General features: G+C 70.6%; 14 protein-coding genes. 11 read left to right on the forward strand and 3 right to left on the reverse strand.

The window, feature by feature from the left end:
• The first annotated feature begins 6 nt into the window (after positions 1–6).
• Entirely contained in the window at positions 7–2,202 is a 2,196-nt protein-coding gene (locus YIM_RS28285) for a tetratricopeptide repeat protein (RefSeq protein WP_153033221.1), read from the forward strand.
• A 3-nt stretch (positions 2,203–2,205) separates the two neighbouring features.
• Here YIM_RS28285 and YIM_RS28290 read toward each other — a convergent pair whose 3' ends face one another.
• Positions 2,206–2,769, reverse strand: coding sequence for a TetR/AcrR family transcriptional regulator (locus YIM_RS28290; RefSeq protein WP_153033222.1), 564 nt, complete (start codon positions 2,767–2,769; stop codon positions 2,206–2,208).
• 125 nt (positions 2,770–2,894) lie between these two features.
• Between YIM_RS28290 and YIM_RS28295 the strand changes: the two genes are divergently transcribed.
• From YIM_RS28295 to YIM_RS28330, 8 genes are all read left to right on the forward strand, one after another.
• The gene (locus YIM_RS28295) at positions 2,895–4,079 is read left to right on the forward strand and encodes a cytochrome P450 (RefSeq protein ID WP_153033223.1); all 1,185 of its coding nucleotides are present in this window, start codon (positions 2,895–2,897) and stop codon (positions 4,077–4,079) included.
• A gap of 7 nt (positions 4,080–4,086) precedes the next feature.
• Positions 4,087–4,302 carry a ferredoxin gene (locus YIM_RS28300; RefSeq protein ID WP_153033224.1) on the forward strand — a complete coding sequence of 72 codons (216 nt, stop codon included), beginning with the start codon at positions 4,087–4,089 and terminating at the stop codon, positions 4,300–4,302.
• Between the two features lie 160 nt (positions 4,303–4,462).
• Positions 4,463–5,266 carry an ABC transporter ATP-binding protein gene (locus YIM_RS28305; RefSeq protein WP_153033225.1) on the forward strand — a complete coding sequence of 268 codons (804 nt, stop codon included), beginning with the start codon at positions 4,463–4,465 and terminating at the stop codon, positions 5,264–5,266.
• Entirely contained in the window at positions 5,259–5,966 is a 708-nt protein-coding gene (locus YIM_RS28310; RefSeq protein WP_153033226.1) for an ABC transporter ATP-binding protein, read from the forward strand. The genes YIM_RS28305 and YIM_RS28310 overlap by 8 nt, the downstream gene beginning before the upstream one ends.
• A 25-nt stretch (positions 5,967–5,991) precedes the next feature.
• Positions 5,992–6,843: a branched-chain amino acid ABC transporter permease gene (locus tag YIM_RS28315; protein WP_153033227.1), complete on the forward strand. Its 852-nt coding sequence runs from the start codon at positions 5,992–5,994 to the stop codon at positions 6,841–6,843.
• Between the two features lie 3 nt (positions 6,844–6,846).
• The gene (locus YIM_RS28320) at positions 6,847–7,932 is read left to right on the forward strand and encodes a branched-chain amino acid ABC transporter permease (RefSeq protein WP_153033228.1); all 1,086 of its coding nucleotides are present in this window, start codon (positions 6,847–6,849) and stop codon (positions 7,930–7,932) included.
• Positions 7,929–9,248: an ABC transporter substrate-binding protein gene (locus YIM_RS28325; RefSeq protein WP_153033229.1), complete on the forward strand. Its 1,320-nt coding sequence runs from the start codon at positions 7,929–7,931 to the stop codon at positions 9,246–9,248. Before YIM_RS28320 ends, YIM_RS28325 begins: the two co-directional genes overlap by 4 nt.
• A 38-nt stretch (positions 9,249–9,286) precedes the next feature.
• Positions 9,287–9,898, forward strand: a complete 612-nt coding sequence (locus tag YIM_RS28330) for a TetR/AcrR family transcriptional regulator (RefSeq protein ID WP_153033230.1) — start codon at positions 9,287–9,289, stop codon at positions 9,896–9,898.
• Here the strand turns inward: YIM_RS28330 and YIM_RS28335 are convergent, their stop codons facing one another.
• Positions 9,899–10,384, reverse strand: coding sequence for a hypothetical protein (locus tag YIM_RS28335; protein ID WP_153033231.1), 486 nt, complete (start codon positions 10,382–10,384; stop codon positions 9,899–9,901). It lies immediately after the preceding gene.
• Positions 10,385–10,523: 139 nt separating this feature from the next.
• Here YIM_RS28335 and YIM_RS28340 point away from each other — a divergent pair, with 139 nt between their 5' ends.
• Positions 10,524–13,190, forward strand: a complete 2,667-nt coding sequence (locus YIM_RS28340) for a BTAD domain-containing putative transcriptional regulator (RefSeq protein ID WP_370468892.1) — start codon at positions 10,524–10,526, stop codon at positions 13,188–13,190.
• Here YIM_RS28340 and YIM_RS28345 read toward each other — a convergent pair.
• Complete coding sequence (locus tag YIM_RS28345; RefSeq protein ID WP_153033232.1) at positions 13,180–13,575, reverse strand: NUDIX domain-containing protein; 396 nt, start codon at positions 13,573–13,575, stop codon at positions 13,180–13,182. The genes YIM_RS28340 and YIM_RS28345 overlap by 11 nt on opposite strands.
• A gap of 93 nt (positions 13,576–13,668) precedes the next feature.
• Between YIM_RS28345 and YIM_RS28350 the strand changes: the two genes are divergently transcribed.
• On the forward strand, positions 13,669–14,274 hold the full coding sequence (locus YIM_RS28350; protein ID WP_153033233.1) for a hypothetical protein: 606 nt from the start codon (positions 13,669–13,671) through the stop codon (positions 14,272–14,274).
• The last annotated feature ends 2 nt before the right edge of the window (positions 14,275–14,276 follow it).

Genomic DNA, 14,276 nt, shown 5'->3' on the forward strand with positions numbered 1-14,276 from the left:
AGTGGCATGGCTGGCGAACCGGCGTTCGGCGCGGAGCTGCGCAGGCTCCGCCTGGAAGCGGGACTTTCCCTGACCGAGCTGGCCGCCAGGGTGCACTACAGCAAGGGTTATCTCAGCAAGGTCGAAACCGGGGCGGCCAAGCCGAACCGCACGATGGCCGGGCTGTGCGACACCGAACTCGGCTCGGGCGGCACGCTGGCCGAGCTGGTGCCGCTCCCGGTGGCACCGGGGACCGCGCTGTCCACCCTGCCGCCGGCCACCGCGCAGTTCGTCGGGCGCGCGGCCGAGCTTGCCGAAATCGAGGCCGCACTGGAGAAACCGGTTTTCGGTGGGCCACCGCTGTGCGTGGTGCACGGGATGGCGGGAGTCGGCAAGACCGCGCTCGCCATCCGCGCGGCGCACCGGATCCAGGGCGGCTTCGCCGACGGCACGCTGTTCCTCGATCTGCGCGGGCACACCCCGGGCGCGACCCCGGTCGGCGCCGGGGCGGCGCTCGACCGGTTCCTCCGGCTGCTCGGGGTGCGCGGCGAGCAGATCCCCGGCGACACCGACGACCGCGCCGCGTTGTTCCGCGACCGCACCCGCGGCCGGGAACTGCTGCTGGTGCTGGACAACGCCCGCAGCGCCGAACAGGTCCGGCTGCTGCTGCCCGCCGAACCGGCCTGCCGGGTGCTGGTCACCAGCCGGCACCAGCTCGCGGCACTGGACGAAGCGCACCACGTCGCGCTCGACCTGCCTTCACCGGCTGAAGCCGTCGCCCTGTTCCGCGCGGTCTGCCCGCGTGACGGGGCGAGCGCGGAGATCGGCTCGGTGGTCGAACGCTGCGGCCGGTTGCCGCTGGCCGTCCGGATCGCCGCGGCCAAGCTCCGCACCCGGCCCTCGTGGCGGGTGACCGACCTGAACCGGCGCCTGGCCGACGAACCGGCCCGGCTGGCGGTGCTCGACGACGGCGAACGTGACGTCGCCGCCGCGTTCCGGCTCTCCTGCGAAGACCTTCCGGCGCCACGACGGCGCCTGCTCGTGCTGCTCACCCTGTTTCCCGGTACCGAAATCGGTCACTGGGCCGCCGCCGCGCTCGCCGGGGCCGAGGTGGAGGGCGCGCTCGAGCACCTGCTCGCCACCCACCTGCTCAGCGAACTCGACGGACGGTACCGAATGCATGACCTGCTCCGCACGTTTGTCCGTGCCCAAGCCGATGCCGAACTCCCCGCGCCGGAACGCGATGCCGCGTTGAACCGGTTGCTCGACGCCGGTCTCTTCGCCGCCATGCGCGCTGATCGCTTCGTCGCGCCCCAGCGGTTCCGGCCGGAATTCGCCTTCGATCCGGAACCACCCGCGCCGGAGATCCACGACGAAGCGGCGGCCGTCGCGTGGTTGCGCGAGGAATGGCCGAACCTGGTCGCGCTTTGCCTGCTGGCCGGGGAACGCGGCTTCCACGCGCACTGCTGGCGGCTCGCGTTCGCCCTGCGTGGTTACTTCTTCCTCGCCAAGCTCTGGGATCCGTGGATCGAAACCTGCCGCCGGGCGGCGGATTCCGCCCGCGCGGACGGTGACGGCTGGGCCGAGGCGACCACGCTGAACAATCTCGGCATGGCGTTCAGCGATCGCGGTGAACTCGACGAAGCCGCCGAAAGCTACCGCCGCGCACTGGTTCTGTACCAACGGCTCGACGATCAGCACGGTGTCCACACCGGACTGAGCAATCTCGCCTGGGTCGAGCACTACCGAGGTGACCACGAAGCGGCGTTGCGCGGGCTGCTCGCGGCGCGCGAGTTCTACGAGCAGACCGGCAACCAGCGCAACGCCGCGATCACCACGCGCGGCATCGCGATCGTCGAGACCGCGCTGGCCGACTATGCGAGCGCGCTACGCAACACCGGCGACGCGCTGGACGCCTTCGAACGGCTCGGCCTCGACATGGACGCCGCGATGACGTTGAACGCACGGGCGCACATCCACCACCTGGCAGGCCGCCTGCCCGAGGCAACGGCCGCTTACCTGGCCGCGCGCGACCGGAGCCTCGAATGCGGCAGCACCTACGAAGCCGCCCGGGCCGAAACCGGCCTCGGCAACGTGGCCGCCTCGGACGCCAGGGACACGGACGCCGACGAGCACTGGCGCCGCGCGGCCGACCTCCACCCGGCGCTGGACCCGCTCATGGTGCCGGAAGCCGAAACCCGCCGGACGCTCGACGCCCGCTAGACGTCAGCCGGAGCGTTCGAGGAGGGTGCGGGCCGGGGCCAGGACGAGGTCGACCACCTCGTCCGGGTCGGCGTCGGCCAAGGGGTCCTTCTGGGCGATGTGCCGCAGCAGGCCGATGCCCAGGATCCACGCGAGCACCAGGTCGGCCCGTAGTTCGGCGTCGCCCGCCTCGGTCAGGCCTGCCAGCGCGTGGCTGTACTCCTCGCCCACCTCGCGCCGGATCGTGGCGGCGGCGTTGTCGTTGCCGGTGGAGCGGAGCAGGGTTTCCAGCGAGTGGTGCGCCGTCGACTCCCGCGCCAGGATGCCGCGCAGCGTGTCCTCGACCAGGGTCTCCGGCGCGCCCTTGGCCAGCCGCTGCCTGCCCCGCCGGGCGACCACGGCCTCGAACAGGGCTTCCTTCGAGCCGAAGTAGCGGAAGAGCAGCGCCTGGTTCGCGTCCGCCTGCCGGGCGATCTCGCGCACCGTGGTGCGGTCGAAGCCACGCTCGGCGAAAAGCTGTTCGGCCGCGTCGAGCAGGGCCCGCCGGGTAGCCGTCGCATCGCGGCGACGCCGTTGCCGTCCGGTCACCGTTCCCCCTCTGGTTCAGGCGGACACGGTAACGCGGCTGCTTTCGGTGATCACGTTGACGCGATCCGTGACCGGGTCGTACGTTGTAAGCAGGTGCTTACAACAACGATCAACGGGGGTCCCGCATGACCAGCCTCGAACCCGTCGCCTACCCCTTCAACCAGACCGACGGCCTCGACCTCGACAGCGCCTACACCGAGGCCCGTGAACGCGACGGCATGCTGCGGGTGAAACTTCCCTACGGCGAACCCGCCTGGCTGGCCACGCGGTACGCCGATGCGCGACTGGTGCTCGGTGACCGCCGCTTCAGCCGGGCCGCGGGGGAATTCCACGACGAGCCGCGCAGTTCACCCGCCCGGCGCACCAACGGCATGCTCGCGATGGACCCGCCGGACCACACCCGTCTGCGCACCCTGGTGGCGAAGGCGTTCACCAAGCACCGCGTCGAGTCGCTGCGGCCACGCGTCCGCGAACTGGCCCACTCGCTGCTGGACGAGATGGAGGCGATGGGCCCGCCGGTCGACCTGGTGGAGCACTACGCGCTGCCGATCCCGGTCGCCGTCATCTGCGAACTGCTCGGTGTGCCGACCGCGGACCGGCCGCGCTTCCGGGTCTGGAGCGACCGGCTGCTGTCCACCGCCGGGCTCACCCTGGAGCAGTTCGACCAGAACCAGGCCGAGATCCGCGAATACATGGCCGGGCTGATCGAGCTGCACCGGGCCGAGCCCGCCGACGACCTGATGACCGCGCTGATCGAGGCCCGTGACGTCCGCGACCGGCTGTCGGAGCTGGAACTGGTCGACCTGTGCGTCGGGATTCTGGTGGCCGGGCACGAAACCACCGCTTCGCAGATCCCGAACTTCGTTTACGTGCTGTGTGAAAATCCCGGCGAACTGGCGAAACTGCGGTCGAACCCGGACCTGCTGGACAACGCCGTCGAGGAATTGCTGCGGTACGTCCCGCTCGGCGCCGGGGCGGCTTTTCCCCGTTATGCCACCGAAGACGTGGAGGTCGGCGGAGTAATGGTCCGGGCGGGCGAGCCGGTGCTGGTCGCAGTCGGCGCGGCCAACCGGGATCGGCTCCGCTTCGGCACGCCCGACGAGTTGCGCATCGACCGGGAAGTCGGGCAGCACCTGGGTTTCGGGCACGGTGTGCACCACTGCCTCGGCGCGCAGCTCGCGCGGCTCGAACTGCAGGAGGCACTGGGCGCACTGATCTCCCGACTCCCCGGACTGCACCCGGCCGGGGACATCGTGTGGAAGAGCCAGATGATCGTGCGAGGCCCGCGCACGATGCCGATCGGCTGGTGAGGTCGCGATGACCTGGCACATCGAGGTTTCGGGCGCCGATTGCATCGCCTCCGGCATGTGCGCGGCGCTCGCGCCGGAATATTTCGAACTGGAAACAGAACACGCGGAACCGATCACCAGCGAGGTGGAACCGGACGAGGTCATTCTCGACGCCGCGGATTCCTGCCCCGTGCAAGCGATCCTGGTCCGCGAGGGCACCAGGGAGGTGGGCCCCCGCCCCTAGGCACTGCCCCAGTTCAGCTGATCGTCACGGCACGCTCCGGTCACGACCCGGACCCGAGGGGTTGACATGCCGATGCCCGGTTCCGCATAGTTTCGCGTCATACCGACCGCGCGGTATCGGGCGTTCCACATGTTGGGAACCCACGTCGTGGAGGAGACCAATGACGATCGCTTCCCCCTCACCGCTGCTGGAGCTCGACCGGATCACCGTGCGGTTCGGCGGCCTGGTCGCACTCCACGAAGTCACCATGGAGGTACCGCCGGGAACGGTCGTCGGCGTGATCGGGCCCAACGGGGCCGGCAAAACCACGCTGTTCAACGTGATCTGCGGGTTCGTCCGGCCGCAGCAAGGCGAACTGCACTGGCGCGGCGAACGCCTGCGCAGCCACGATCCCCGCGAACTCGCGGGTCTCGGCATCGCGCGCACGCTGCAGGGGCTGGGCCTGTTCGCCGGGCTCACCGTGCTGGAGAACGTCATGGCGGGCGCGCAAAAGCACGCCAGGGCACAGGGTTTCGCCAACATCTTCGGCACGCGCAAGGCCGCGCGCGACGAAGCCGCGCTCACCGACAGGGCGATGAACGTGCTGCGCGAACTCGGCGTCGACCAGTACGCCAAGGCGATCCCCCGCATGCTGCCCTACGGCGTGCAGAAACGCGTCGCGCTGGCGCGGGCACTGGTCGCCGAACCGGCGATGCTGCTGCTCGACGAACCGGCGAGCGGGCTGTCCTCGGGCGAGATCGACGAGCTGGCCGGCCGCATCCGCCAGTTCACCGACACCACCTCGGTGGTTGTCGTCGAGCACCACATGGATCTGGTGATGCGGGTGTGCGACCACATCGTGGTACTCAACTTCGGCGAAGTGATCGCCGCCGGTACCCCCGCCGAGGTCCGCGCGGACCCCTTGGTGACCGAGGCTTATCTGGGCGCCGACACCAGCGAGAACACGGAGGCGCGCCGTGCTTGAGGTCGACGAGCTGGTCACCAGCTACGGCGCGGTCCGCGCACTGGACGAGGTCAGCCTGTCCACAAAGGACGGCGCGATCACCGCGGTGCTCGGCGCGAACGGCGCGGGCAAGACAACCCTGCTGCGCACCATCGGCGGCCTGGTCGCCCCGGACAGCGGGCGGGTGCGCTTCAACGGCACCGACGTCACCGGCTGGCCCGCCGACCGCCTCACCCGCAGCGGACTGGTCCACGTACCGGAAAGCGGCGGCGTGATCACCGAGCTGACCGTCGAGGAGAACCTGCGCCTCGGCGCGCTCTGGCGCCGCGACCGCGCCGACCGCGCGGCCGCCCTGCGTGAAGTGCTCGATCTGTTCCCGCCGCTGGCCGAACGCCGGGGCAAGCTCGCGGCCACGCTTTCCGGTGGCGAACGGCAGATGCTGGCCATCGGCCGCGCGCTGATGGGCAGGCCACGCCTGCTGCTGCTGGACGAGCCGTCGCTCGGCCTGGCCCCGCTGGTCACCCTGCGCATCCTGCAGGTGATCGAGGACCTGCGCGCGGCCACCGGGCTGACCGTGCTGCTGGTCGAGCAGAACGCGCGCAGCGCGCTTTCCGTGGCGGACCACGGGTTCGTGCTCTCCCTCGGCCGGGTGGTCGCCACCGATCGCGCCGAGGACCTGCTGGCCGACGACCAGCTCCGTCACGCCTATCTCGGCTTCTGACCCCGACCGAACGGAACCGCAGTCGATGAACGGTTTCCTGGCCCTGACCGTGAACGGTGTCGCCACCGGCGCCGTCTACGCCGCGCTGGGGCTGTCGCTGGTGATCATCTACCGGGCCACCCGGGTGATCAACTTCGCGCAGCCCGCGCTGGCGCTGATCTCCACCTATCTCGCCTATTCGGTGAACAAGGCGACCGGCAGCTACTGGCTGGCCTTCGCGGTGGCGCTGGTCGCCGGGGCGATACTGGGCGCGCTCACCGAGCGGCTGCTGATCCGGCCTCTGCGCAACCGCACCGAACTGAGCCCGGTGATCGTCACCCTCGGCCTGCTCATGGTGCTGCAGGCGGTGTCCGGGATGATCTGGACCAACGAGCCGCAGTCCTTCCCGTACGCCTTCGACTTCCGCGGCCTGTTCTCCTCGTCGAACCTGTTCACCGTGCTGGTGGTGCTGGGCACCGCGGCGGGCATCCTGGTGCTGTTCCGGTTCACCTCGCTCGGCCTGCGGTTGCGGGCGGCGGCGTTCAAGCCGGAGGTCGCCCGGATGCTCGGTGTCCGGGTCGGGCTGATGCTCACCGTCGGCTGGGCGCTCGCGGCCACCGTCGGCGCGCTCGCCGGTTTGCTGGCCACCCCGCCGTTCCTGTTCCCCACCGTGCTCGACGGGGTTTTTGTCTACGCGCTGACCGCCGCGGTGATCGGCGGGCTGGACAATCCGGCTGGCACCGTGCTCGGCGGCTTCGCCGTCGGCATCGGACTGTCCTATGTGTCCGGTTACCTCGGGCCGGAACTGGTCACCATCGCCGCGCTGGCGATCCTGGTGCTGGTACTGGCACTCCGCCCGAACGGCCTGTTCGGCCGCGCCGTCGCCAGGAGGGTCTGACCCATGCCCGCGAAGTCCACCGCGCTGCGTGACCGGCTCACCCCCGGCGCGCAGGCCCCCGCGCGCACCTCGGCCGGGCTGCCGCCGCTGATCCGGCACCTGCTGCTGGCGCTGGCCGCGCTGGCCGTGATCGTCGGGCTGACCTTCGTGGTCGACCCGTTCACCAACGTCCGGCTGGCCACCGTCGGTTACTACCTGATCGCGGTGGCCGGGCTGACCCTGCTCACCGGGTTCAACGGGCAGGTCTCGCTCGGGCACGGCGCCTTCATGTTCATCGGCGCCTACACCGTGGCACTGCTGGTGCTGCACGTACCGAGCCTGCCGTTCTGGGCGGACCTGCTGCTGGCCGCCGCGGCGAGCGGCGTGGCGGGCACGCTCGCCGGGGCCGCCGCCGCCCGGTTGCACGGGCCGTACCTGGCCGGGGCCACGCTCGCGCTCGCGGTCGGCCTGCCCGCGGTGACCCAGCGCTTCCCCGACCTGCTCGGCGGCAGCAACGGGCTGGCGTTCACGGTGAACAGCAGACCGGCGGCACTGGCGGGCACGATTCCCACCCCGCAGTGGCAGGCCTGGGTGGTCTGGACCACAGTGTTGCTGGCACTGGTGGTGCTGGCGAACCTGACCCGCTCGCGGTTCGGCCGCACGCTGCGCGCGGTGCGCGACGACGAGGTCTCCGCCGAACTGGCCGGAATCCACATCGGACGGACGAAGATCCTGGCCTTCGTGCTCAGCGCGATCTGCGGCGGGCTGGCCGGTGGGCTGCAGGCCTTCCTGCTCGGCACCGCCGCACCGGGTTCGTTCACCCCGGTGCTCTCGCTGAGCCTGCTCGCGGCCATGGTGCTCGGCGGCATCGGCAGCATGTGGGGCGCGCTGTGGGGCGCGCTCGCGCTGGTCTACTTCCAGGCGTGGTCGGAGGACCTGACGCACGCGCTGGACCTCGGCACCGACATCGCGAACAACCTGCCGCTCGCGGTGTACGGCGTGGTGCTGATCGTGGTTGTTCTCGCTTTCCCCCAAGGAATCCAGGGTGGAGTCCGGGCATTGCGGACTCGTTTGTCCCGCCTCCGACGCACGGAAGAAGGTTCTCGATGAACAGAACGACGGTGGTCGCGGCGACGCTCGCCGCGGCACTGACCCTGGCCTCCTGCAGCGGGGCGGGTGAACAGCAGACCGGCGACACCGCCGACGCCGGTGCCGCGCCCGGCGTCACCGACACCAGCGTGCTGATCGGCACGCACCAGCCGCTGACCGGGCCCGCGGCACCGGGCTACAGCCGGATCTCGGTCGGGGCCAGGGCGATGTTCGACTACATCAACGAGAACGGCGGGGTGAACGGCCGCAAGATCGAGTACCGCGTCGAGGACGACGGTTACAACCCGACGCGCACGGTCGAGGTGGTCAAGAAGCTCGTCCTGCAGGACCAGGTGTTCGCATTGCTCGGCGGGCTCGGCACGCCGACGCACTCGAAGGTGATCGAGTTCCTCAACACCGAGAAGGTGCCCGATCTGCTGGTCTCCTCCGGCGCGCTGATGTGGGACGACCCGGCCAAGAGCCCGATGACCTTCGGCTACCAGGTCGACTACACCCGCGAGGGCAAGATCCAGGGCGACTGGATCAAGAAGAACCTGGCAGGCAAGAAGGTCGGCCTGATGTACCAGAACGACGACGTGGGCCGCGACTCGCAGAAGGGCCTCGACCAGTTCATCGCCGACCAGGTGGTGGCGCGGCAGGGTTACGACCCGGCCAACACCGACGTGGTGCCGCAGATCTCCACGCTGCGCGACGCCGGTGCCGAGGTCATCGTCTGCTCCTGCGTGCCCGCCTTCACCGCACTGTCCATTCTGAACTCGGCGAAGCTCGGCTACCGCGCCCAGTTCGTGGTCAGCAGCATCGGCGCGGACCCGGCCACGCTGACCGGGCTGCTGCAGGAGTTCGGCAAGCGCGGCGGTACCGAGGTCTCCGCCCCGCAGCTGCTCAACGGCCTGGTCGGCACCGGCTACCTGCCCGACGTCAGCCGCGCCGACGACCCGTGGATCAAGCTGCTGCGCGAGGTGCACCAGAAGTACATCCCGAACGAGCAGCTGACCAACACCGTCATCTTCGGCATGGTGCAGGCGTTCACCTTCGCCCAGGCGCTCAAGGCGGCGGGCCGGGACCTCACCAGGCAGAAGCTCGTCGACGCGATGAGCTCCGGTGCGCTGGAAGGCCCCGGCCTGACCCCCTTCGGATACACGCGGCAGTCGCACTCCGGGTACACCGGCGCTTTCGTGTTCAAGATCAATCCGGACACCACCACCACGGAGATCCAGCCGCCGATGGTGACCGACCGGGAGAGCGGGCCGATCACGCCGGCGAACCTGCAGCGCAAAACCCCGCAGGAAATCAACCTGTTCGGTGGTACCAGCTAGCATGTGATCAGCTACGACCCGTGGAAAGGAGCCCCGGCATGACCGGCACCACCGCCGAATCGGGCACCGGTTCCACGGTGCGCGACAGGGTGCTCCGCGCCGCGACCACCCTGTTCGCGCAGAAGGGCTTCGAGGGCACCTCGGTCCGCGAGATCGTGCTCGCGGCCGGGGTGACCAAGGGCGGGCTGTACCACTACTTCGACTCGAAGGACGACCTGCTCAACGAGATCTACTCGCGGATGCTGCGGGTGCAGACGCAGCGGATGGAGACCATCGCCGCGTCCGACCTCCCCCTCCCGCAGCGCATCCACGCGATCGTGGTGGACGTGGTCGCCACCAGCATCGCCCACCTGGACGAGGCGGTGGTCTTCTTCCAGTCGATGCACCTGCTGCCCCAGCACAAGGTGGCCCAGGTCCGCGCGGAACGCCGCCGGTACCACGAACGGGTCCGCGAGCTGGTCGCCGAGGGCCAGCGCGCGGGCCTGTTCCGCACCGACGTGCCCGCCGACGTCGTGGTGCAGTACCACTTCGGCGCCATCCACCGGCTGGGCCAGTGGTACCACCACGACGGGCCGCTCAGCGGTGAGCAGGTCGGCCACCACTTCGCCAACCTGATGCTGGCCAGCCTGCTCGGCGACTTCAGCCTCTGATCACGGCAGGACGTCGGTCACCGTGTCCTTGATGACCTGCCACTTCCCGCGTTCCTTCACCAAGGTCAGGCTGATCGTGTAGTGCCGGTTGACGTTCTGCGACGGCACCTTGTAGTAGGCGTCGAGAATCGCGAAGCCGGATTTGCAGCCGTTGACCACGGTGTGCGTCACCGTCCACGGCATCGACCACTCGTAGGGCAGCTTGAACGACTCGATCACCGGGTCGACGTTCGCGTCGTAGCCGATGAACAGCTGGCCCTTGCGGCCGACGGTGACCATGTCGCGGTGGATGATCGCCCGGTACCTGGCCTCGTCCCGCTTGTTGAAGCTGTCCATGTCCTCCCACACGGCGTGGTCGAACTCCCGCTGGCAGGCCCGGTTCGCCGCCTGCTCGTCGGTGGCCGACGCGGTCGCCGCCGTCGAGGCGACTCCCGCCACCGCCCCCACGGCCGCGGTCGCCAGCACCGCGGACACCCATTTGCGCATTTTGCCCTCCGTCTTCCGGCTTCGATGCGCTGAGCCTGCCGGGGCCGCGCATCACCTGCGCATCACGCGTGCATCGCCCCCGGCGAGCTGGTTAGCTGGCACAACGATGGAGTCGCTGGGGTTTCGCATGCTGGGGCCGGTGCGTGTGTGCGCCGGAGGCCGGTCCGTGCCACCGGCCGGGCCGCGCCAGGAACGCATCCTGGCCGCGTTGCTGCTCGACGCCGGCCGCGTGGTGCCGGTCGAGCGGCTGGTCGACGTGGTGTGGGATGGCGAGCCGCCCGCGACCGCGACCAGGCAGGTCCGCAACGTGACCACCGCGCTGCGCCGCGCTCTGCTCGACGCGGGATTCGCCGAGGATGTGCTCACCGCCGAAGGCCCGGGGTTCGTGCTGCGCCCGCCCGCGCTCGACCTCCGCGAATTCGAAGCGCACGCCGAACGCGGTGAGTACCGCGACGCGCTGGCGTGCTGGCGCGGCCCGGCGCTGGCCGGGGTCGGCAGCGCCGCGCTCGACGGCGCGGTGGCCAGGCTGGACGAGCGACGATTGTCCACTATGGAGCTTTGCCTGGCCGCGGAACTGGACGAGGGCGGCGATGTGGTGGCCGAGCTGACCGCGCTCGTCGCCGAGCACCCGTTGCGCGAGGGCTTCGCCGGACTGCTGATGCGTGCCTTGACGCAGAACGGGCGACAGGCCGACGCGTTGCGCGTGTACCAGTCGACCCGGCGTCGGCTGGTGGACGAACTCGGCGTCGAGCCGGGGCCGAAGCTGCGGGCGCTGCACGAGGAAGCGCTTCGCGATCCGCCGGAGGATCACACCGGGCCCTGCTACCTGCCCTTCGACCTACCGGACTTCACCGGTCGCGAGGAGGAGGTCCAGCGGCTGGTGACCCTGCTGCCCGAAGGCGCACCGGTGGTGGTCGACGGCATGGCGGGCGTCGGGAAGACCGCGCTCGCCGTGCGCGCGGCGCACTTGGCCGCACCGGCGTTCGGCGACGGGCAGCTCTTCGTCGATCTGCACGGCTACACGCCCGGCCGCTCCCCGCTCAGCCCGGAAGCCGCGCTGGAGGCGTTGCTGGTCCAACTGGGCGTGCCCGCGAACCGGCACCCCGACGGACTCGAAGCCCGCGCGGCGTTGTGGCGTGCACGCACGGCGGGCCGGAAGTTGCTGGTACTGCTGGACAACGCGGCGGGCGAGGAGCAGGTGCGGCCGTTGCTGCCGGGCACCGGCACAGTGGCGGTACTGGCCACCAGCCGCCGATACCTCACGGCACTGGACGGCGCGGTGCCGGTCTCGCTGGACCTCCTGCCGCCCGCGGCCGCGTCGGAACTGTTCACCGCGGTTTCCGGGCGCCGGGACGCCGGAGTGGCCCAGCGGTGCGGTTTCCTGCCGCTGGCCATCCGGATCGCCGCCGCGCGACTGCGTCACCGTCCGCAGTGGACAGCCCAGGAACTGGCCGAGCGGCTGGGTTCCGCACACGACCGGCTGTCGGAACTGCGCGCGGGAAGTCGTGACGTGGCCGCCGCTTTCGAACTGTCCTATCAGGACTTGACCGAGCCCCAGCGGCGAATGTTCCGGCTGCTGGGCGGACATCCGGGCACCTTGCTCACCGTCGGTGCCGCGGCCGCGTTGGCCGAACTGTCCACCAGGGACGCCGAACACCTGATGGAGGACCTGCTCGACGCGCACCTGCTCACGCACGATCGTGGTGGATATCGGTTCCACGACCTGCTCGCCGAGCACGCGCGCGGGCTCGCGGACCCCGATGAAGCCGCCGTCGCACTCGATCGACTGCTCGACTACTACCGCGAAGGCGGCGACGAACGCTGGTACGCGGCGGAAGATCGGAATCTGGCCGCCGTCACCGAGCACGCGCTGGCTCGTGCCCGGTACGACCATGCGTGGCGGATCGCCGAGCACGCCACGGAACACCTGCAGCAACGCGGCCGTCGCGACGAGTTCCTTGCCGTGGCGCGGGCGGGCCACACCGCGGCCTGCCGGGTCGGCGACCCGGAGGCGGTCCAGCGCAGCCTCGGTTATCTCGCCGACGCCCATTGGGAATCCGGTGAACTGGGCGAAGCCATGGCGTGCGCCGAAGAACGGCTGCGAGTGGCGCGGTCGGCCATCGACCGCGCGAGCGCGCTGAGCCGGCTGGGCGCCCTGCACGGCATGTTCAGCCGCTACGACCAGGCCCGTGCCTGCTACCAGGACGCGTTGTCGCTGGCTGTCGACGACAAGGCGCTGACCAGCCTGATCCTGGCGAACACCAGCCACAACGAGGAAATGCTCGGCGACCTCGACAACGCGCTCGCCTGCGCCCGTCGCGCCACCGAGATCCGGCGGTGCATCGGTGACGACCGCGGTGCCGTGCTCAGCACCGCGCAGGAGGCGGTGGTGCTCGCGCGGCTGGGGCGCTCCGAGGAGGCGTTGTCGCTGGCCGAGCGGTCGGTACGGGAAGCGGTCGACCTCGGTTACGCGTTCGGCGAGGCGTGGAGCCGCATCGACCACGCCGAAGTCCTGCTCGCGGCGGATCTTCCCGCGCGGGCAAGGGAACAGGCCGGACGGGCGGGCGAAATCCTGACCTGGCTGAACCATCCGTTGATGCTCACCATGGCGGAGAACAGCCTCGGCGCCGCCTGCCGCGCGACCGGTGATCCGGACGCGGCACTGCGCCACCACCGGCTCGCACGCGAGACCGCGCGCCGGATCGGTTACCTGGCCCAGGAAACCCGCGCGGACCACGGCATCGCGATGCTCAGCGTCGTCCGCTCGGGGGACGACCCCCGGACCCCCGAAAAGCTCATGGAGTAAGCGTCTCCCGCACGTGCGGGAGCAGGTCCAGCTCGGCGGCACGCGCGGGTGCGAGCCAGGCGTAGCCCTGGTGCTCCTGGGGATTGAGCACCACGTCCCCGGCACCGTCGGCGGCCGTGTAGATCCGGGCGTGCACACGGAGATCGCGGCCGGTGACGTCCATCCAGCTGTGCCGGCTGCGCTCGCCGATGACGCGCACGGCCAGTCCGGTCTCCTCGGCGGCCTCGCGAACGGCGGCTTCCTCCAGCGGCTCCCCCGGTTCGACCGTGCCACCGGGCAGCTCCCAGCGACCGCCGTGGAAGGTGCCTTCCGAGCGGCGGAGGAACAGCACCTCGCCGTCGCGTTCGATCCAGCAGTACACCAGGTGCTTCTCCGGGGTCCCCATCGCCGCATTCTCGCGCACGGCGAGGATTCGGTTTCCGGCGGCGGGGGTAACTCCCCATCCCCCACCGTTTCCGCCGCAGCGAGGTGTTCCCGCATGAAGCTCTACGCCGATCGGCCGTTCCGCTGGGTCTTCCAGGTGCTCAGCGATCTGTTCGCGGTGTCACTGACCGGGTTCGCGATCTGGCTGGCGACCGAGGTGCACACGCAGGTCATGCGCCTGCGCGCGCCCGGTGACGGGCTGATCAGCGCGGGCGGCGGCCTGCGTGGCACCTTCGACTCGGCCGCCGACAACGCCGACGACATCCCGCTGGTCGGCGAGGCGCTGGCGGGCGCGCTGCACACCGGCTCCGACGCGGGCACCCGGCTGGCCGAGGCCGGTCAGTGGCAGGTGGAGGCGGTGACCGATCTGGCGTGGTGGCTGGCGGCGGTGCTGATCGCCATGCCGGTGCTGTTCCTGCTGGTGACCTGGCTGCCGCTGCGCGTGCGGTACGTCCGCAAGGCCACCGCGGGCGCGCGCCTGCGTAGTCTCGGCACCGGTGGCCGCGACCTGCTTGCCCTGCGAGCGCTGGTGACCCAGCCCCTGCCGCGCCTGGCCGCCGCCGGTGAGGTGACCGAGGGCTGGCGGGAACGGGACCCCGACGTCCTCGCCGAACTGGCCCGATGGGAACTCCAGCGGCTGGGCCTGAGCGCGAGCGTATAGGG

Origin of the sequence: Amycolatopsis sp. YIM 10 (assembly GCF_009429145.1) — a bacterium.
Classification (GTDB): Bacteria; Actinomycetota; Actinomycetes; order Mycobacteriales; family Pseudonocardiaceae; genus Amycolatopsis.

Excerpts from the sequence above, each read along its gene's own strand:
- YIM_RS28285 (WP_153033221.1), top strand. The coding sequence starts at position 7 with ATGGCTGGCGAACCGGCGTTCGGCGCGGAGCTGCGCAGGCTCCGCCTG.
- YIM_RS28335 (WP_153033231.1), bottom strand. The coding sequence starts at position 10,384 with ATGCGCAAATGGGTGTCCGCGGTGCTGGCGACCGCGGCCGTGGGGGCG.
- YIM_RS28345 (WP_153033232.1), bottom strand. The coding sequence starts at position 13,575 with ATGGGGACCCCGGAGAAGCACCTGGTGTACTGCTGGATCGAACGCGAC.
- YIM_RS28320 (WP_153033228.1), top strand. The coding sequence starts at position 6,847 with ATGCCCGCGAAGTCCACCGCGCTGCGTGACCGGCTCACCCCCGGCGCG.
- YIM_RS28325 (WP_153033229.1), top strand. The coding sequence starts at position 7,929 with ATGAACAGAACGACGGTGGTCGCGGCGACGCTCGCCGCGGCACTGACC.
- YIM_RS28300 (WP_153033224.1), top strand. The coding sequence starts at position 4,087 with ATGACCTGGCACATCGAGGTTTCGGGCGCCGATTGCATCGCCTCCGGC.
- YIM_RS28305 (WP_153033225.1), top strand. The coding sequence starts at position 4,463 with ATGACGATCGCTTCCCCCTCACCGCTGCTGGAGCTCGACCGGATCACC.
- YIM_RS28350 (WP_153033233.1), top strand. The coding sequence starts at position 13,669 with ATGAAGCTCTACGCCGATCGGCCGTTCCGCTGGGTCTTCCAGGTGCTC.
- YIM_RS28330 (WP_153033230.1), top strand. The coding sequence starts at position 9,287 with ATGACCGGCACCACCGCCGAATCGGGCACCGGTTCCACGGTGCGCGAC.
- YIM_RS28315 (WP_153033227.1), top strand. The coding sequence starts at position 5,992 with ATGAACGGTTTCCTGGCCCTGACCGTGAACGGTGTCGCCACCGGCGCC.
- YIM_RS28295 (WP_153033223.1), top strand. The coding sequence starts at position 2,895 with ATGACCAGCCTCGAACCCGTCGCCTACCCCTTCAACCAGACCGACGGC.